Annotated in this window: 15 protein-coding genes, 3 tRNA genes and 1 pseudogene; 13 read left to right on the forward strand and 6 right to left on the reverse strand. The window is 48.7% G+C overall.

Going from position 1 to position 19,037, the window contains the following annotated elements:
* Positions 1-9: 9 nt before the first annotated feature.
* Entirely contained in the window at positions 10-258 is a 249-nt protein-coding gene (locus tag JCM2850_RS02425; RefSeq protein WP_025869649.1) for a hypothetical protein, read from the reverse strand.
* 438 nt (positions 259-696) lie between these two features.
* Here JCM2850_RS02425 and JCM2850_RS22255 point away from each other — a divergent pair, with 438 nt between their 5' ends.
* The 3 genes from JCM2850_RS22255 (at position 697) to JCM2850_RS02440 (ending at position 5,232) form a co-directional block, all read left to right on the forward strand.
* A complete protein-coding gene (locus JCM2850_RS22255; RefSeq protein ID WP_148301172.1) occupies positions 697-2,094 on the forward strand; it encodes a PEP-CTERM sorting domain-containing protein in 1,398 nt (465 codons plus the stop codon).
* An 88-nt stretch (positions 2,095-2,182) separates the two neighbouring features.
* Positions 2,183-3,592 (forward strand): PEP-CTERM sorting domain-containing protein, encoded by a 1,410-nt coding sequence (locus JCM2850_RS22260; protein WP_025869651.1) that lies wholly within the window; start codon positions 2,183-2,185, stop codon positions 3,590-3,592.
* A 245-nt stretch (positions 3,593-3,837) separates the two neighbouring features.
* Positions 3,838-5,232: a PEP-CTERM sorting domain-containing protein gene (locus JCM2850_RS02440; RefSeq protein ID WP_025869652.1), complete on the forward strand. Its 1,395-nt coding sequence runs from the start codon at positions 3,838-3,840 to the stop codon at positions 5,230-5,232.
* Between the two features lie 137 nt (positions 5,233-5,369).
* On the opposite strand, the gene JCM2850_RS02445 is transcribed toward JCM2850_RS02440, so the two are convergent.
* The 4 genes from JCM2850_RS02445 to JCM2850_RS16550 all read right to left on the reverse strand — a co-directional run bounded on the left by JCM2850_RS02445 (position 5,370) and on the right by JCM2850_RS16550 (position 8,002).
* Positions 5,370-5,454 (reverse strand) — tRNA-Leu (locus JCM2850_RS02445).
* 130 nt (positions 5,455-5,584) lie between these two features.
* Positions 5,585-5,854 (reverse strand): hypothetical protein, encoded by a 270-nt coding sequence (locus tag JCM2850_RS02450; protein WP_025869653.1) that lies wholly within the window; start codon positions 5,852-5,854, stop codon positions 5,585-5,587.
* A 34-nt stretch (positions 5,855-5,888) separates the two neighbouring features.
* Positions 5,889-6,443: a GlgX family protein gene (locus JCM2850_RS22265; RefSeq protein WP_234406035.1), complete on the reverse strand. Its 555-nt coding sequence runs from the start codon at positions 6,441-6,443 to the stop codon at positions 5,889-5,891.
* Positions 6,359-8,002, reverse strand: coding sequence for a glycogen debranching protein (locus JCM2850_RS16550; protein ID WP_234406036.1), 1,644 nt, complete (start codon positions 8,000-8,002; stop codon positions 6,359-6,361). The genes JCM2850_RS22265 and JCM2850_RS16550 overlap by 85 nt, the downstream gene beginning before the upstream one ends.
* A gap of 286 nt (positions 8,003-8,288) precedes the next feature.
* Between JCM2850_RS16550 and JCM2850_RS02460 the strand changes: the two genes are divergently transcribed.
* From JCM2850_RS02460 to JCM2850_RS02505, 10 genes and pseudogenes are all read left to right on the forward strand, one after another.
* Positions 8,289-8,567, forward strand: coding sequence for a hypothetical protein (locus JCM2850_RS02460; RefSeq protein ID WP_025869654.1), 279 nt, complete (start codon positions 8,289-8,291; stop codon positions 8,565-8,567).
* A gap of 285 nt (positions 8,568-8,852) precedes the next feature.
* Complete coding sequence (locus JCM2850_RS02465; RefSeq protein ID WP_025869655.1) at positions 8,853-9,056, forward strand: cold-shock protein; 204 nt, start codon at positions 8,853-8,855, stop codon at positions 9,054-9,056.
* Positions 9,057-9,489: 433 nt separating this feature from the next.
* Positions 9,490-10,794 (forward strand): trigger factor, encoded by a 1,305-nt coding sequence (tig, locus tag JCM2850_RS02470; RefSeq protein ID WP_025869656.1) that lies wholly within the window; start codon positions 9,490-9,492, stop codon positions 10,792-10,794.
* The gene (gene clpP, locus JCM2850_RS02475; protein ID WP_025869657.1) at positions 10,794-11,438 is read left to right on the forward strand and encodes an ATP-dependent Clp endopeptidase proteolytic subunit ClpP; all 645 of its coding nucleotides are present in this window, start codon (positions 10,794-10,796) and stop codon (positions 11,436-11,438) included. The genes tig and clpP overlap by 1 nt, the downstream gene beginning before the upstream one ends.
* Positions 11,439-11,475: 37 nt before the next feature.
* Positions 11,476-12,741 carry an ATP-dependent Clp protease ATP-binding subunit ClpX gene (gene clpX / locus JCM2850_RS02480; protein ID WP_025869658.1) on the forward strand — a complete coding sequence of 422 codons (1,266 nt, stop codon included), beginning with the start codon at positions 11,476-11,478 and terminating at the stop codon, positions 12,739-12,741.
* A gap of 138 nt (positions 12,742-12,879) precedes the next feature.
* Positions 12,880-15,312 carry an endopeptidase La gene (gene lon / locus JCM2850_RS02485; protein ID WP_025869659.1) on the forward strand — a complete coding sequence of 811 codons (2,433 nt, stop codon included), beginning with the start codon at positions 12,880-12,882 and terminating at the stop codon, positions 15,310-15,312.
* 118 nt (positions 15,313-15,430) lie between these two features.
* A pseudogene (locus JCM2850_RS16555) lies at positions 15,431-15,702 on the forward strand (HU family DNA-binding protein).
* A 22-nt stretch (positions 15,703-15,724) separates the two neighbouring features.
* Positions 15,725-15,800, forward strand: a tRNA-Val gene (locus JCM2850_RS02495).
* 51 nt (positions 15,801-15,851) lie between these two features.
* Positions 15,852-15,928, forward strand: a tRNA-Asp gene (locus tag JCM2850_RS02500).
* A gap of 270 nt (positions 15,929-16,198) precedes the next feature.
* Positions 16,199-18,091 (forward strand): SurA N-terminal domain-containing protein, encoded by a 1,893-nt coding sequence (locus JCM2850_RS02505; protein ID WP_025869660.1) that lies wholly within the window; start codon positions 16,199-16,201, stop codon positions 18,089-18,091.
* Positions 18,092-18,231: 140 nt separating this feature from the next.
* On the opposite strand, the gene JCM2850_RS02510 is transcribed toward JCM2850_RS02505, so the two are convergent.
* A complete protein-coding gene (locus JCM2850_RS02510; protein WP_025869661.1) occupies positions 18,232-19,002 on the reverse strand; it encodes an enoyl-ACP reductase FabI in 771 nt (256 codons plus the stop codon).
* Between the last annotated feature and the right edge of the window lie 35 nt (positions 19,003-19,037).

Genomic DNA, 19,037 nt, shown 5'->3' on the forward strand with positions numbered 1-19,037 from the left:
GGCAATATACTACTCTGCAATGGCCGCCTGGACCGAGTCCAGCGCGTCCTGCAGGGTTTCTTCTGGTAGGGTGTTAATGTTGCTTGCCAACAGCTCTGCCGCCTCTTCCGTGCCAACTGGCAGGTCGTGACTGTCGAGCTCGGCAATCAGGCCAGCAGCCGCGCCAGTTACCTTGAGCAGGTCATGGCGTTCGCGCATGAGAATCTCCACTTCAGCGCGCAGCATATTGATTTCGTCCTGATTGATAGATATTTGCATAATGCGTTTGACTTTCTTGATACGGGTGAATTCTTTACCTCGTCATATTGGCCCGTATGCCTAAGGGTGTCAAATCTGAATTGGTGACATGCTAAGGGTAAAGCATATGCGTGAGTAAGTAGTGGGATTTTGAATGTGGCCTAACTTTTCTTCTGGTTTTCCATCCCTGCACTTTTGTCAAACTAAAGCTAGCTCTACAAGTAAGCGCTGATGTAGACATGCTGGTAAAAAAATCACCAATTCAATTGGCATACTGAGCTAGGTTTCTCGCACAAGATTACGTGTGGAAAACTGTTGGTATGAATGTGCTCTTGAAATTTTCAACCTGAAATAATCACCTTATTCTGTAATTAAGACAATGGCCTGATTAGACTATTTGATAAAAATGATAATCAATGTCATTGTCTAGTTCGACCAAGATAATTCTAGGAGAATAATGTGAAAGCAGCAGGTAAGGTTTTCTTATTGTCTACTGCATTATTGGGACTCTCCAATCCTGCATTTGCCAACGTTATTTGGGCTGGTGGTCCCGGTAATTGGATAGACCCATCGGCCTGGGTTGGCGGTGTGGTGCCAATTTCCACCGATCATGCCGTTATCAACACTGGTGAAGCCATTTTAAGTGGAAGTGTCACATTGGATGGTTTGACGCTTGGGGATGGCATTATCAAGGGAACTGGCAGCATCACTACTAACACCTTGAATTGGACCAAGGGCAATATCAATTTCGCAAGTGGTGCTCCTGGGGTTGGCATCATAACGGTCAATGGCGATGCCGTGCTCGGAGCATTTGGAACTACGGTATCTGTGGTCGATTACGAAGGCCCATATTGGGATTGCGTGGGTTGTAGTACCAGCAGAATTATTCTCAATGGCAATACAACGCTAAAAGGGCAGTTGATTGCTTCAACTGGTGACATTGTGAACAACGGCACACTCACCTTGAAAGAGGGTAGTACTACTCATACACCTTATCTTATGCGTTACTGGTCACCTCTGATCAATAACGGCACCATCATTGGCGATGCGGGGGCTGGCAAGGTGGCAGGATTGTTGAATCATGACCTGAACTCCAGCAGGTTGGAGGTAGCAACTGGCACGCTGGAGATATACAACATTGGATTCCAGACCCGAAACAGCAGTACCGGGGTGATACAGGTAAATTCTGGTGCCACACTCTCAGTGGTTGGTGATTGGGGCCAGGAGTTTTTCAACGATGGTGGTCAGCTGGTCATTGAAAGCGGCGCTAAACTTCAAAGCGGCTCGTTTGTACAAAATTCTGGCAGCACTACTATCAAAAATGCTGCACTCGAAACCACTGATGACCCAGGTATAGCCATTAATGGCGGTAACTTCACGGCCAGTGGTCAACTCAAAGGTGGTGTCTATGTGAATGGCGGGAATTTCTCCTTGGGCGATACACCTGCTGCACTGACCATACAGGGAGACCTCTTGCTGGGCGCAGACTCCAATTTCCTCATCAATATTGGCGGCACTGACCAAGGTTTGAACTATGACTGGGTTCAAGCCACGGGTAACATTCATGCGAATGGCAGTCTGGATGTTGATTTTTCATTTGACCCTGTTAACGGAAATACTTTCACCTTATTTAGTGGCTCAATACTGGCTGATCAAAACTCTGAATATGGTGCTGGCTATTCATTCTCGCAAGTCAATGTGAATGGTTTGGATTTGTCGAAATATTCATATCAACTTAACTACGCTGCAACAAGTATTTCGCTAATTGTGCAAGCTGTACCGGAACCTAGCACATCTGCCATGCTTGGCCTGGGCATGGGGTTGCTGGCTTTTGTTGCTAGACGTAAGCGCAGCTAAAGATTTTTTCTGATCAGGGTATTTCCAGGGCTGGTTTTCCATCAAACACCGCTAATAATGAACGTCATTATTCCCATTTAGGATCTGTATGAAACCATCAATAAAAAGTGCAATTGCACTAGCCGCACTGACTACATTATCAACGCAGGCATTCGCAAATATCATCTGGAATGACAGTAACGGAAACTGGAATGACTCAACTAAATGGTCAGGTGGAGTGGTACCTGGTGCTGAAGACCATGCGGTAATCAATGATGGATTTTTGTCTATTTCTGGTGGTGTAGTTGTTGATTCCCTGACGATTGCGATAGGTCGAATCCAGGGTTCTGGAAGTATTACTACTAACAGCTTGCATTGGACACGGGGGAATATCAATCTAGGTGGCCCTAATTTCCCTGTCAATGGTGTTTTAACTGTCAATGGTCATGCCACCATAGGTGTAGCGGGTTCTGAGGTGTCTTTGGCGGGCAACTGGGTTACCAATCCGTACACATGCGAGAATTGTCCAGAAACTACTTTGGTCCTGAATGGCAATACAACTCTCCAAGGCAAGATAACCGCAGGCATGGGGAAGATCGTGAATAACGGTTATCTTACGCTAAAGGAGGGGTCTGACAGTTCGATTGATTATTGGTATCGGTGGTGGAGCCCACTGGTGAACAATGGCACGATCGATGCCAATGCAGGAGCTGGTCAAACCGCTAGATTTAACAACCTTTTCGACAATGATGGTAAGGTTTTTGTCACTAGCGGTTCATTTGTTATCTACAACTATTCCGGGCCACTTAACAATAATGCCGGAAGCGTTTTCCATGTTAAATCAGGAGCGACAGCCGATATTACCGGGAATTCCATCACCGGGGTGTTAAACAATGGTGGTGAGGTCAGCCTAGAACAAGGCTCAACCTTCACCGCCTCTTACTTTGTTCAAAACTCTGGTAAGACTACATTTGACAACGCAAATCTTACTTTCACTGACTATGACGGTATCAAAATTAATGGTGGTGAGTTTGTTGCAAACGGAAATATGAATGCCGGTTTAACAGTGGCTGGGGGCAAAGTATCTTTAGGTGATAAACCCGGATTATTGGAAGCGACGTGGGTGACTTTAGGCTCTGCTTCAGAGATTACGCTTGTTATTGCAGGTAATGAGCGAGGTGTCACATATGATGCAGTGAACGGCTTAGATTGGGTCTTCGCTCAAGGTGGAGTTCTGAATGTCAATTTTGAGTCATTTGAGCCTGTACTTGGCAGCAAGTATCTTCTATTTTCAGGCTATGTAGTGTCTGATGAAAACTCTGAGTACGTGGATGGGTATATATTCAGTCAACTCAATGTGAGCGGCCTTGATCTAACTAAGTACTCTTACAGGCTTGATTACACTGGCTCTGGCATAACTTTTAATGTTCTTGCAGTTCCAGAGCCTAGTGCTTATGCCATGCTTGGCCTTGGGCTCAGTTTAATCGGTTTTGCCGCCCGCCGCCGCAAGATCTACTGATGGTTTTACTTAGTACTGACACCAAGCCACCTTCGGGTGGCTTTTTATTTTTTGGAAGTGATATGCATGCACATGCGGATAGAGTAATGGTTTGGTTGGTTGAAACTATGATTATTTTTTCATATTAAGCAGGCATATATATGAATTCTGTTGAGGATGAAGGTTTTTAGTCTCTATGGACTATATGTTGTTTGACTTCTTTAGGTTAAATACAAGGCTTAATAAAATCTAACAATGGAGAAGTGATGAAACTTAAACTCGAAGAAGTTGCATTAGTTATTATCAGCATTTTTTCTTTCTCATCAGTCGCATATGCTGAGAGCCGTACTTGGTTTGGTGGTATGGGATCTTGGAATGATTCAACAAACTGGTTGGAGGGTGTAGTCCCAACCTCTCAAGATCACGTCATTGTCAATAGTGGAACCATTCAGATGAATGGAGATGTTGAAGTTAAAATATTTACTCAAAATGGGGGTCTAGTTGCTGGAACGGGTAACCTGACCACTCAGAGTTTAAGTTGGATATCTGGTAATTTTCATACAGGCGGAACTATAACCGTCAATGGTGATTCCGTCCTTGGTAAAAAAGGATCTGTAATTTCGTTGGAAGCTGGGTCTGGTGCGATTTACTGTGATTCATGCTCCAGTTCCAAACTGGTATTGAATGGCAATACAACACTGAGCGGTAGCCTTTGGGCAAATGTTAGCGCAATTGAAAATAATGGCACTCTTACATTGAGGGATGGTGGGGGAAATGCAATCAACTATATGAATAGATCCGCACCTACTTTCTTGAATAAGGGAACAATCCTTGTAGATCCGGGTGCTGATGGTCGTTCTAGTTTATACAATTTATTTGCAAATAATCAGAAAGTTGAAGTTAGAAGCGGCACGCTGGATATCTCAGGGTTTAGCAATGCTGAAGGCGGCGAGCTTAAAGTTAATTCTGGTGTAAATATTGAAACTTCGGGAATTTTTGATTTATCAAATTCTGGCGGAAAAATTGAGTTTGGTAATCATTCAACTCTAAATGTTCAATCATTTTTCCAGTCGGCTGGTACAACAATTCTGAACAATGTCACATTTAACAACAGAGATCGTTCACAAGGGCTGACGCTGACTGGCGGAGAGCTAAAAGCGACGGGGTCAATCGTTGGCTATATGCACCTGAACGGCGGAGAGCTATCTTTGGGGGATGATTTCGGCATCCTAGAGCTAGAGGGGGATGTCAACTTCACCAAAGACGCATCATTGAGGATGAAGATTGGTGGTGTTGATCCGGGCATAAGCCATGACTATATTGATGCGGAGTGGGCGTTGCTCAATATATTTGGTGGTGCGATAAATATCGATTTCCTCAACGATTATGCGCCAACTCATGACACTACATATATCTTGATCCATGGTGCCTGGGGTTGGCTTGAGGAAATCCCAACACTCACCGTTACGGGTTTGGATTCACCAAAGTATAGCTATGAATTGATATTTGAGCCTACAAAATTAAGCCATGAAATACTACCAGGAATGAACGTTAAACTTAAGGTTGTGGTGGCGATTCCTGAGCCTAGTACCTATGCCATGCTAGGTCTTGGAATCGGGTTTGTAGGTATTGCTGTGCGTCGCCGTAAGAGCCGTTTATAAAATGTCTGGTACTAAACTAATGTACCTATTATTTTTGCTACGGCAGGTTAATCGCATATGACCCTTGCATGGGCAATAAAAAAGGCGCTAAACCGTAGTTTGCGCCTTGATTCTATTGCTGTTTACACCAGCATAACTGGTGCGGAAGGAGAGACTCGAACTCTCACACCTTGCGGCGCTGGAACCTAAATCCAGTGCGTCTACCAATTCCGCCACTTCCGCTTACCATGTCTTGCATCTAAGCAAGGGTGCGCATTATAGCCTGATCCTGCGACTGGCTGCTAGCGAATTTCAGTCTTTTCAGCAGGCATTGCCAAGATTGTCCGCGACCAGACTTATCTCTTATCCAAGTTCAAGCTGCCAGTGTGTCGCTAAGATATTGTTCCTGCAAGGTTTTTAGTCCGAGGTCTGTGAGCTTGAGCATGGAGACTTTTTCGATCTGCCAGGGGTGTTGCAAGGAGGCGCTGGCCATAAACCAGGGCTGGGCGATATAGCCCAGTTTGTGGGCTTGTTGCAGGCAAACCACCTCTACCTGAAAACGCACCATATCGCGCGCTTCGCCTGCGTGGAATGTGGTTTCGCCGTTGTGGATGCGGTAAAGAATTTGCAGAATTTTTTCCATAGCTATTGCCCCGATATATATAAGTTGATGCTGTTTAGTTTTTTGTTTGGTCTTTTGCTTTGTCCTGCGCTGCAGGAGGGTGTTGCTCGGCAATCAGCTTGCCTTCGTAAACATAGATAGAGCGTGATTCAAGATTGATGTCCTTGCCTTGCTGGTCAGGAATGGGCTTGAGCGGTGTATCCAGCAGCAAGCTCCAGTCATAGGTTTCACAGTAGGGCAGTTGGGCAGGCACGGTGACGTGGGAGGCATTGATCATCACCAGCACCGCGCATTCACTTTTGATAGGCGGCACAAACTTGACCATCATGGCCTTGTTGTTAGGGTCGCTCCATTGCTCATTCGTCATGGGCTCGCCATTGACGTTGAACCAGGCCACATCGGAATTTCCATGCTCGTTGAGTTTGCCAGTGACAAACTCGGCTCTTGAAATAGCCCCATGGCTTTTGCGCAGGGCGGCGAGTTGGCCCACCAGGTCTATCAGGCTATCGTCACTATTGGACCAGTCTATCCAGCCCTGTGGGTTGTCCTGACAATAGGTGTTGTTGTTGCCTTGCTGGCTGTTATTGAGCTCGTCACCTGCCAGCAGCATGGGAATGCCTTGCGAGAGGAATAGGGTAGTGAGGAAGTTGCGTTTTTGCTGCGCACGCAGCGCCAGTATTTCCTCATCATCAGTTTCGCCTTCATGGCCGCAGTTCCAGCTGCGATTGTCATTGGCACCGTCCTGGTTGTCTTCGCCGTTGGCTTCGTTGTGCTTTTCGTTGTAGGAGACCAGATCATGCAGGGTGAAGCCATCGTGTGCGGTAATGAAGTTAACGCTGGACCAGGGTCGGCGGTGCTGTTCATTAAACAGATCGCTGGAGGCGGCAAAGCGGCTGGCAAATTGCGACAGCATGCCTTCGCGCCCAGTCCAGAATTCGCGTGTGACATCACGGTAATCGCCATTCCATTCTGAAAACCCGGGGGGGAATGAGCCAGTTGGAAGCCGCCTGGGCCTACATCCCAAGGTTCTGCAATCAGTTTGCAGCGCGTCAGGATGGGGTCTTGCAGCATGGCGTGGAATAAGGCGTGATCACGGTTAAAGCCGTTTTCGTTGCGGCCCAGGGTCAACGCCAAGTCAAATCTAAAGCCATCAATGCCGTAGACCGATGCCCATAGGCGCAGGCTATCCATGATCATTTGCATGACCTTGGGGTGTGAGGTGTTTAGCGCGTTGCCACAGCCAGTCAAATTGTCGTAGTAACGCGGGTTGCCTGGCAACTCCTTGTAATAGCTGAGGTTGTCTATGCCTTTCCAGGACAAGGTAGGCCCGAGGTGGTTACCCTCACAGGTGTGGTTGTAAACCACATCGAGTATGATTTCTATGCCCGCGTCATGCAGGGCATCCACGGTCTTGGCAATTTCTTCCAGGCCACCCGAGCCTAGATAGGCTGGCTCTGGTGCAAAGTAGGCGAGGGTGTTGTAACCCCAATAATTGGCGAGGTTTTTTTCCAGCAGATATCTATCCTGCGTAAAGGCATGGATAGGCATCAGTTCTATCGCGGTTACCCCTATACGTTGCAGGTGGCTGATGATGGCCGAATCACTCAATGCGGCAAATGTGCCTCGAATATCATTGGCAATCAGCGGATGTTGCATGGTGAGGCCGCGTACATGCGCCTCATAGATAATGGTTTTCGGCCAGCGGATATCGGGCTTGCTGGATTTCACAAGCACATCCGGTGCTACCACAATCGCCTTGGGCATAAACTTGGCGCTGTCCCTGTCGTCCATGTTGAGATCAGCATCGGTGTCATCGCTGATGGTGTAGCCATAGAGGGCATCGTCCCACTGGATATTGCCTGACAGCTTGCGCGCGTAAGGATCCAGCAGAAGTTTGTTGGCATTGAAACGTAGGCCGTTGGCGGGGTCCCAAGTACCTTCTACGCGGTAACCATATAGTTGGCCGGGTTTGATGCCTTCTACATAACCATGCCAAACACCATTGGTGCATTCCTTAAGCTGTATGCGTTCAATCTCGGTGCTGCCTTGCTGATCAAACAAACAGAGAATGACTTTGCTGGCGTGGTCGGAAAACAACGCGAAGTTAGTGCCTTTGCCATCAAAGTGGGCACCGCGAGGGTAGGGCTTGCCTTCTTTTACGATGCTCATGGATGTGTGGCCGATATGAAAGTGAGTGCAATGTAGTGAATTCAGCTCATCCTTGGTATCAGCGCTCATGCCGAGCTTTTGTCAGATGATTCTGACAGTGGCTAGATTGGGCTATAGGCTGGGAGTTTGGAATGGCTGAATTTCGACGCTGAAAATGAATGAAACCATGTCCTACAGCTTTCCCGGTGTGGGCTGACAGATGTTTCTAAGATGAGCCTACATCTCTCAAGGAAACATTCACTTAGCATGGGGGCTCCTGCAAAAGTCAATATAAAAGGAGTACGACATGACCAAGATTTATGCTGCCATTCTTTCTGTGTTTCTCGTGAGCTTGGGTAATAGTGTCTACGCTGCAGACCCAACCGCTGATGCGCCACCTGCCCATAAGCAAAAAAAGAATTTGCCTGATACCAATGCCAGTGGCGATTATCTAGAGACCCAGGATAAAAACGCCGTAGGCAACAAAAACAAACATGAGGGTACTACCCCTAGCAGCGCCCAGCAAAAAGGTGAACGCTTCAAGAGTGATCCTGAAAAGGGCGGTACTGAGGTAAAACAGAAATAACTCACGCAGCAACTGCTGCTGTTTAAAGCCCGATCACTTCATTAAAGTGATCGGGCTTTATTTTATGGTTGATTATCGGGTGATGGTAATCAGCGGTTGGTGACAGATAATTCCTACACAATTATCAGAGTTTCCTGATCTGACCCGCTACAGCATTGGATTACGATACATTCACACTATGTTCAAACAATGTCCCAGGCCACGGTTTTACCTGCGGTGCAAGTCATTGGAATTTATTAGTGGATTGAAATTTATCGATGACTTGAAACGGTTAGGAGAATAAAAATGGCACTTGGTACGGTGAAATGGTTTAACGATTCAAAAGGTTTTGGCTTTATCGCCCCGGACGAAGGTGGTGATGACTTGTTTGCCCACTTTTCTGAAATTCAGGTAAGTGGCTACAAAAGCCTGAAAGAAAATGAGCGCGTGAGCTTTGAAATCACACAAACCAACAAGGGCAAGCAGGCATCCAACATCCAGCGCGCCTAATGCTCTAAAGCTATAGTTAATTTTTAGAATGACCGCTTAATTTGCTCTTGAGCATTGCAAGCCTCTAAATCTCCCCAGACATTATCCCTTTATGCTGCATCCTCACAGATGCAGCATTTTTGTTTTCTACGCCCCCTTGTAATTGTGCTTTAACCTGACCATATATGACCTGAACCAGTGATAGCAGCCTTATGCTGATCAGGCGAGAAATGCCAGGCATGATTTTTTATGGCCAGCTATGCTAAAATCAAACGCTTAATATTCAGACACATTTACAGTCATGCGCGTGATATAGCAGGCTGAATGATACGAATGCTGGCGCAAGGCCCGGCACGGGTTTTGCAATTGATTGATTTTCAATAACTTGGACAGTGTATGCCACGTCGCAGCTGCGACCCTACGCTGCCATTTCTCGATTTAAGGAACACAGCAGATGCAAGCAACCGTTGAGACCATCAGCAATCTTGAGCGCAGGATGACGGTTTCCGTACCAGTGCAACCCTTGGAGGCTGAAGTAAGCCAGCGTATCAACCGTCTGGCACGCACTGCCAAGCTGCCTGGCTTCCGTCCTGGCAAGGTGCCATTGAATATGGTGCGTCAGCAATATGGTGCGCAAGTGCGTAACGAAGTGCTGTCTGATGCGGTTGAGCGTAGCTTTAATGATGCTGTGCAACAAAACAAGCTGCGTGTTGCGGGTTACCCCAACATTGAGCACAAGCCTTATGCTGAGGCTGATGAGAAAATCGAATACATCGCCACATTTGAAGTATTCCCAGAAGTGAAAATTGGTGATTTGGCCAAGGTCAAAATTGAGCGCCCAGTGCTTGAAGTTGGCGAAGCCGAAGTGAAGAAAACCATCGATGTGCTGCTGCGTCAACGCGCGACATTTGACCCAGTCAAGCGCGCTTCCAAGAAGGGTGACAAAATCAACATCACTCTGATTGCGTCTATAGACGGCAAGGAAGTTGAACGTACCGACGCATCTGGCCTGGATTTGGTCATTGGCGAAGGCGGCCGTTTCCCTGCGTTCGAAAGTGAACTCAGTGGCAACAAGGCTGGTAGCAACAAGGTATTTGAAGTGGCTTACCCTGAAGATCACAAGCCTGAGCAACTGGCTGGCAAGACTGTTAGCTACGACGTGACTTTCAACAGTGTTGAACAAGCCAAGCTGCCTGAGTTTGATGCTGATTTCGCACGTAGCCTGGGTGTTGAAGATGGCAACGTGGCACAAATGCAAGAAGAAATTACTGCCAGCCTCAAGCAAGAGGTAGACAAGCGTGTACGTGCCAAGCTCAAGGAGCAGGCTTTCCAAGCCCTGATCGAGAACACACAACTGGAAGTGCCTAAGGCGTTTGTTAACGCTGAAATTGGCCGTCTGATTCAAAACACCCAGAACAACCTGCAACAACGCGGTGTTGATCTGTCCAATGTCAACCTTGAGCCAGGCTTGTTTGAAGAGCAGGCTACCCGCAATGCCAGCCTGCGTTTGATTCTGTCTGAACTGGTCAATCTGCACAGCCTGCAAGCCAATGCTGACCAAGTGCGCGGCATGGTAGACGTGTTTGCCCAAAGCTTTGAGCGTCCTGCTGATGTGGTGGCTTGGTATTACGCCGATGTTAAGCGCCTGGACGAGCCTGCAGCACTGGCCACTGAAGAAAACGTGGTGGAGTGGGTATTGGGTGCTGCCAAGGTAAGCGACAAGAAAGTCAAGTTTGATGACCTGATGGGAAATAGCTAATGTTCATAAACAACCAAGTTACCGCGCAAAGCCAGTTCGAGCCACAAGGCCTGGGGTATATCCCCATGGTGATTGAGCAGAGCGGCCGAGGCGAGCGTTCTTACGATATCTATTCCCGTCTGCTGAAGGAGCGCATCATCTTCTTGGTGGGCCCGGTGAATGATGTTACCGCCAACCTCGTGGTTGCTCAGTTGTTGTTCCTTGAAGCAGAAAATCCTGACAAGGATATTTTCTTCTACATTAACTCCCCAGGTGGTTCGGTCACTGCAGGCATGGCGATTTATGACACCATGCAATTCATCAAGCCTGATGTCAGCACCCTGTGCATAGGCCAGGCTGCCAGCATGGGTGCCTTGCTGCTGACCGCTGGTGCCAAGGGCAAGCGTTTCTGCCTGCCTAACTCGCGTGTCATGATTCACCAGCCTCTGGGTGGTTTCCAGGGCCAGGCTTCTGACATTGAAATTCACGCCAAGGAAATTCTCTATTTGCGTGAAAAGCTCAACCATATTCTGGCTCATCACACTGGTCAGCCGGTTGAGAAGATTGCTCAGGATACTGACCGTGACAACTTCATGAGCGCTGAGCAATCAGTAGCTTACGGTTTGGTGGACAAGCTTATTGCCAGCCGTGCGGATGCCGCATAAGATACCAAGCAAGATATTGTTAAATTTAGGATATTGAATGACTACTAAAGCCGAGGGCGAAAAGCTACTTTATTGCTCGTTTTGCGGCAAGAGCCAGCATGAAGTGCGCAAGCTGATTGCGGGCCCATCTGTGTTCATCTGCGATGAGTGTGTTGACCTGTGCAACGATATCATTCGCGAAGAAATTCAGGATGAAAATGGTCTCAAGCCCAAGAGTGGCAAGCTGCCAACGCCCAAGGAAATTTGCGCCATCCTCGATCAATACGTGATTGGGCAAACCCAGGCCAAGAAAAACCTGGCCGTAGCGGTGTATAACCACTACAAGCGTTTGGATCAAGGCTCGCAAAAGGATGACGTGGAAATTGCCAAGAGCAACATCCTGGTGATTGGTCCTACTGGCTCGGGTAAAACCCTGCTGGCGCAGACTCTGGCCCGTCTGCTGGATGTACCTTTTGTGATGGCTGATGCAACCACCCTGACCGAAGCTGGTTACGTGGGTGAAGACGTTGAAAACATCATGCAGAAATTGTTGCAGAAGTGCGATTACGACGTTGAAAAAGCGCAGCGTGGCATAGTCTATATCGATGAAATCGACAAGATTTCGCGTAAGTCTGACAATCCTTCTATCACCCGCGATGTATCTGGTGAAGGCGTGCAACAGGCTTTGCTGAAGTTGATTGAAGGTACTGTAGCTTCTGTTCCTCCTCAGGGCGGCCGTAAGCATCCAAATCAGGAATTTGTCCAGCTGGATACCACTAACATTCTGTTCATTTGCGGTGGCGCATTTGATGGCTTGGACAAGGTTATTCGTCGTCGCTCTGAAAAGGGTGGCATAGGCTTTGGTGCTGAGGTTAAGAGCAAGGAAGATGCACGCGCGATTGGTGAAGTGCTGCGTGACGTTGAGCCTGAGGACTTGATCAAGTTTGGTCTGATTCCAGAGTTTGTCGGTCGTTTGCCCGCCATTGCTACCTTGGAATCGCTGGATGAAGCGGCTTTGGTCACTATCCTGGTTGAACCCAAGAATGCCTTGACCAAGCAATACACCAAGCTGTTCAAGATGGAAGGTGTGGACCTGGAGTTCAGGGAAGCTGCGCTGAAGCTGATCGCCAAGAAAGCACTCGAGCGTAAAACTGGTGCCCGTGGCCTGCGTTCCATCATGGAGCACTCGCTATTGGAAATCATGTACGACTTACCCTCCATGCCTAACCTGAACAAGGTGGTGGTTGATGAAGGCGTTATTCGAGGTGACTCCCCGCCGCTGTTGATTTATGCGGATGAGCCCAAGCTCGAAACCGCAAGTTAGGTTGTTTTAAAAAGGCTGCTTTGCAGCCTTTTTTATGTGAGAATTTAAGCGCTGGTACTTGAAGCGCCAGTGTAAGCCCCCATAGATGTATATAGCATTTGGCATGTTGCCGCTGCTGACAACACTGAAAGTTTCCACATGACAGAACAAACACTACCGGCTTTCTCCCCAGAATCTGGACTGTTGCCCTTATTGCCACTGCGCGACGTAGTGGTTTATCCGCATCTGGTCATTCCCTTGTTTGTTGGTCGCGAAAAGTCGGTAAAAGCCTTGGAGCTCGCCTCTGAGCAAGATAAACAAATTCTGCTGGTAGCGCAGCGTTCGCCCAATAAGGACGAGCCTGATGCAGAAGATCTCTACGATGTGGGCACTGTTGCCACCGTACTGCAAATGCTCAAGCTGCCTGACGGCACAGTTAAGGTTTTGGTAGAAGGCCTGCATAGAGCCAAAGTACTGGAGTTTGTTGAAACTCAGGAATGCTTTGCTGCCAAGTCTGAACTCATAGAAAGCCCCGCTGGCGAAGATAGCCAGACGCAGGCGCTGATGCGTACTGTATTCACGCAGTTTGACCAATACGTCAAACTCAACAAGAAAATTCCGCCTGAAATTCTGACCTCACTGGCTACCATTGACGATGCAGGCAGGTTGGCAGATACCATTACTGCGCATCTGACCCTCAAGCTGGAAGAGAAGCAGAAGATACTGGAAATGTTCAGTGTTTCTGCGCGCCTGGAGCATTTGCTCAGCCTGCTGGAAGCCGAAATTGACATCCTGCAGGTAGAAAAGCGCATTCGTGGCCGCGTCAAACGCCAGATGGAAAAGAGCCAGCGCGAGTATTACCTTAATGAGCAAGTCAAGGCGATCCAGAAAGAACTGGGTGAGCAAGACGAAAATGCTGACATTGATGAGCTGGAAAAGCGCATTGCTGATGCCAAAATGCCCAAGGATGCTTTGGCCAAGGCTAATGCTGAATTGAAGAAGCTCAAGATGATGTCCCCCATGTCGGCGGAAGCCACTGTGGTGCGTAACTACATCGAAACCCTGGTAGGCCTGCCCTGGAGAAAGAAAACCAAGATCAGCCGTGACCTAGGCAGTGCTGAAGATATCCTTGATGCAGATCACTACGGTCTGGAAAAGGTCAAGGAGCGTATTGTTGAGTACCTCGCGGTACAACAACGCGTGGACAAGCTCAAGGCACCTATTCTTTGCCTGGTTGGCCCTCCTGGTGTGGGTAAGACCTCTTTGGGTCAAAGCATTGCCAAGGCGGTGAATCGCAAGTTCATTCGTGTCGCCCTGGGTGGTGTGCGCGATGAGTCGGAAATTCGTGGTCACAGACGTACTTATATCGGTTCCATGCCAGGCAAGGTGTTGCAGAGCATGACCAAGGTGGGCGTGAAAAATCCGCTGTTCCTGCTCGATGAAGTCGACAAGATGGGCCAGGATTTCCGTGGCGATCCTTCATCCGCCTTGCTGGAAGTGCTGGACCCAGAGCAGAACCATACTTTTGTCGACCACTATGTGGAAGTCGAGTACGACCTCTCAGATGTGATGTTTGTGGCAACTGCTAATTCGCTGAACATTCCTGGCCCATTGCTGGACCGTATGGAAGTGATACGTCTGGCGGGTTACACCGAAGATGAGAAGGTGAATATTGCCATGCGCTATCTGCTGCCCAAGCAGCTGAAGACGCACGGCCTCAAGGAAACCGAGATCAGTGTTTCGGAAGCCACCATCCGTGATGTTGTGCGCTATTACACCCGTGAAGCTGGTGTGCGTAGCTTGGATAGGGAAATTTCCAAGATCAGCCGCAAGGTGGTGAAGGAAATTCTCACCAACAAGAGCAAGGCTGCCAGCGCGCGCAAGATTGTAGTGACGCCGAAAAACCTTGAAAAATACCTGGGCGTACAGCGCTTTGACTATGGTGTGGCTGCCAAGGAAAACCAGGTAGGGCAGGTGACTGGTCTGGCCTGGACTGAAGTGGGCGGTGAATTGCTCACCATTGAATCTGTGCTGCTGCCAGGCAAGGGCAAGGTGATTACCACAGGTAAGCTGGGTGAGGTCATGCAAGAGTCCATACAGGCTGCAATGAGCGTGGTGCGTAGCCGTGCCAAGCGTCTGGGCTTTGCTGAGGACTTCCACGAAAAGAACGATATCCACATCCACTTGCCCGAAGGCGCTACGCCCAAGGACGGTCCAAGTGCGGGTATCGCCATTTCGACCGCGCTGGTTTCTGTACTGAGCAATATCCCAGTACGTGCGGATGTTGCCATGACAGGCGAAATTACCCTGCGTGGTGAAGTATTGCCTATCGGCGGCTTGAAGGAAAAGTTGTTGGCGGCGCATCGCGGTGGAATCAAGACCGTGTTGATTCCTGAGCAGAACGTCAAAGACTTGAGCGATATTCCTGCCAATATCAAAAATCACCTAGATATCCATCCAGTGAAATGGATTGATGAAGTTCTCAAGCTAGCGCTTGAGCGCTTGCCTGAATCGGCTGAGGGTGAAGAAGAGGTAGCTGAGGTTAAGCCCAAGGGTAAAACCACCAAGTCCTCTTCAGTGACAAAACATTGATCTAAAGCGCATGTTATCGGGCGGGAAAAGCTTGACACAGGCTTTTTCCGCTTGATATAAAGCTTGCACAGGGTCTTTTCGCCCCTGTTCTTAAAACAATGTCGAAAGGGGATTACAGGTGAATAAGTCTGAATTGATTGATCAAATCGCTAAAGCCGCTGGTATTTCCAAGGCTGCTGCGGGTCGTTCGTTGGATGCAACAACTGCTGCAATCACAAAGTCGCTGAAAAAAGGTGATGATGTGACCCTGATTGGTTTTGGTACTTTTTACGTTGGTAAACGTGCTGCACGTAATGGTCGTAATCCTCGCACTGGCGCCACTATTAAAATCAAGGCTGCTAATTCTCCTAAATTTAGGCTGGTAAAGCGCTCAAAGATGCAGTAAACTAGCGGTCTTCGTTGATTAGCGAATGGGTGCTTAGCTCAGTTGGTAGAGCGTCGCCCTTACAAGGCGAATGTCGGCGGTTCGACCCCGTCAGCACCCACCATATAATCAATGAAAAAGACGTTGAGTTTTGGAGAAAGCAACGCGAAGTCAAGGAGTGGTAGTTCAGTTGGTTAGAATACCGGCCTGTCACGCCGGGGGTCGCGGGTTCGAGCCCCGTCCACTCCGCCAGAAAAAGCGAACCTTAGGGTTCGCTTTTTTATTGCCTGTAAGTTCTTGGCTGCCATTACTCATGCATGAATTTGCGCGATTTTCCCTTCATTTAATTTCCCCGCCTAGTTGTATCACCCAGCTCACTTTTCCTATTGATTCAAGCCATGTTTTAGCCTGTGAGAGGTAGGTTTGAGGCCTGCAGGTGTGGTATATTCGAGAGTTAGGTTTACCAGTCTGTATTGCAGACTAACAATTTCCTACATTGAAAATAAAGAAGGCGTCTTTTGTATGTTGGATTCAATTCGTGATCGTTCCAAAGGCTGGTTGGCCAAAGCTATTCTGGCACTTATCACCGTGCCATTCGCATTGGTTGGTGTAGATAGTTATTTGCGTGATGCCGGGTCTAATGTGGCGGTGGCCAAGGTCGATGGCAATTCGATTACCGTGCAGGAGTATCAAGCGGCGCTAGAGAATCTGCGCAATCGCTTGCAGAGTGAAGGTAAGGTTGATCAGTCCGTTCTTGACGGCCCTGAGCTAAAGCAGGCTGTGGTAGATCACTTGGTTGATACCAAGTTGTTGGCAGCAGAGGTTAAGCGTGCCAATTTTGTCGTCAGCGATGAGCAGCTTTCGCACTATATTACCTCCGAGCAAATCTTCCAGCAGGACGGCAAGTTCTCGCAAGAGCTCTATGACCAGTTCCTCACAGAACGTCGCCGTACCCCTTCGCAATTCGAGAGTGAAGTCAGATCTGACTTGCTGACCATGCAGGCGCGTGATGGTCTGGGTGCTCTGGCATTTGTGCCCAATGGCCTGGCCAATCATGTCATCAAGGTTGAACATCAGTCGCGTGAAGTCAGTGTGGCTGAATTCAAAACCGCGGATTACATTCCCCAGGTCAAGGTAAGCGATAGCGAAGTCCAGGCTTATTACAAAGAACATCAGGAAAAATTCAAGGTGCCTGAGCAGGTTAAGCTGCAGTTTGTGCTGTTGTCTGCCAACAGCCTGATTGCCAGCCAACAGGTTTCAGAGCAGGAAGCACGTGATTATTACGCGCAGAATGCAGCTCAATTCCAGGGCGATGAGCAGCGCAGAGCCAGCCACATCCTGATTGCCTTTGGTGTTAGCCCCACTGAGGAAGCCAAGCAAAAAGCCAAAGCCAAGGCGGAAGAAGTGCTGGCTTTGGTGAAGAAGAACCCTGCCCAGTTTGAAGAGCTGGCCAAGCAGTATTCGCAAGACCCTGGTTCCAAGGATAAGGGTGGCGATCTGGGCTTGTTTGGCACGGGTGCTATGGTCAAGCCTTTCGAGGATGCCGTGTTCTCCATGAAGCCAGGCACCATCAGCGAGCTGGTTGAATCTGATTTTGGTTACCACATCATCAAGCTGACCGAAATCAAGGGTAGCGGTCAGGCATTTGCCGATGTACAAGGCCAGATTCGTGCCGAGTTGATGTACCAGAAAGCATTGTCCAAGTTTGCCGAGCAGGCCGACAATTTCAGCAATATGGTGTATGAACAGGCTGACAGTCTTGACGCTGCTGCCAAGGAATTCAACCTGCAAGTGCAAACCAGCGCCTGGTTGAGCCGTGCGGAAGGTGCCAAGTTCTTCAAGAACGACAAGCTGATGGATATGGTATTCAGCGATGAAGTACTGAAGGACAAGCGCAATACCGAAGCGGTTGAAGTTTCACCCAACAATTTGCTCTCTGCACGCGTGCTGGAATACAAGCCTGCTGCCGCACGTACTTTTGAGGAAGTAAAAGCTGGCATTGAGGATTACCTCAAGCAGGAAAAAGCCGCCAAGCTGGCGCGTGAAAAAGGTGAAGCAGCCCTGGCTGACTTGCGTGCTGGCAAGACAGTATCTGCCAACTGGACTGAACCTGTTGTGGTGGATCGCAAAAACCCGCAAAGTCTGACCGATCTTTCTGTAACGACTGCGTTCAAGGCCAACGCGACTAAATTGCCAGCTTACAACGCGGTTGCTGACCGCAATGGCTACTTGCTGGTTAAGGTGAGCGATGTGAAATTCGCGGTGGAATCGGAAGAAGCCCAGCGCGAAGCCAAGGCCGAGTTGCAAACTGCTTTGACCTCTGAGTACAAGCGTGCATACATGGCATCGCTCAAGCAAAAGAGCAAGGTCAATGTAAACAAGCAATTGTTAAGCCCAGAGCAGAACAATCAATAATCATCAGACCACAGTCTGAAATAAAAAACGGCTGAAGATTCAGCCGTTTTTTTTGCCTGTTTTACATACTTATCAAGTTCTCAGCGTTTATTTTTCTCCATCGCTGGCTTCTGAATCACTGACATCTCAATCACTGATTATCAGCCGACGATATTCATGCCGCCATCAACATAGGTAATCTCTCCCGTAATGCCGGAGGCAAGATCGCTGCAAAGAAACGCCGCGGCATTGCCAATTTCTTCCAGCGTGATGTTGCGACGCAAGGGCGCATGGGCTGCATTGTGCTGCAAGATGGCGTCAAAGCCTGTGATGCCAGACGCAGCCAGCGTGGCGATAGGGCCAGCAGAAACCGCGTTGACGCGTATGCCCTTGGGGCCCAGGCTCTGCGCCATATAGCGTACGTTGGCCTCCAGGCTGGCCTTGGCCAGACCCATGACGTTGTAATTAGGCATGGCGCGTTCAGCACCCAGGAAACTCACGGTGAGCAGGCTGGCCTTGCGCCCTTGCATCATGGGCAGGGCAGCTTTGGCCAGCGCGGCAAAACTGTAGGCACTGACATCATGAGCAATCTGGAAATACTCGCGGCTGACACTGTCCAGATAATCCCCAGCAAGTGCTGCCTTGGGCACAAAGGCCACCGAATGCACCAGAATGTCGAATTGTGTCCAATACTGTTCTAAAGCCTGCAACATGCTGGCGATGGATTCATCGCTGGCCACATCGCAAGGGAGGATGATATTGCTACCCAATGCTTGGGCCAAGGGGGTGACACGTGGCAGAAACTTGTCTTTCTGATAGGTGATGGCGAGTTCAGCACCTTGGGCGCGCATGGCCTGGGCAATGCCGTAGGCAATGGATTGTTCACTCAACACACCAATAATAAGGGCACGTTTGCCTTGTAGAAAGCTCATGCAATGCTCCTGAGGGAGGGGTTTTACATCAGGCT

Origin of the sequence: Methylobacillus glycogenes JCM 2850, assembly GCF_000617925.1 — a bacterium.
GTDB classification, from domain to species: domain Bacteria; phylum Pseudomonadota; class Gammaproteobacteria; order Burkholderiales; family Methylophilaceae; genus Methylobacillus; species Methylobacillus glycogenes.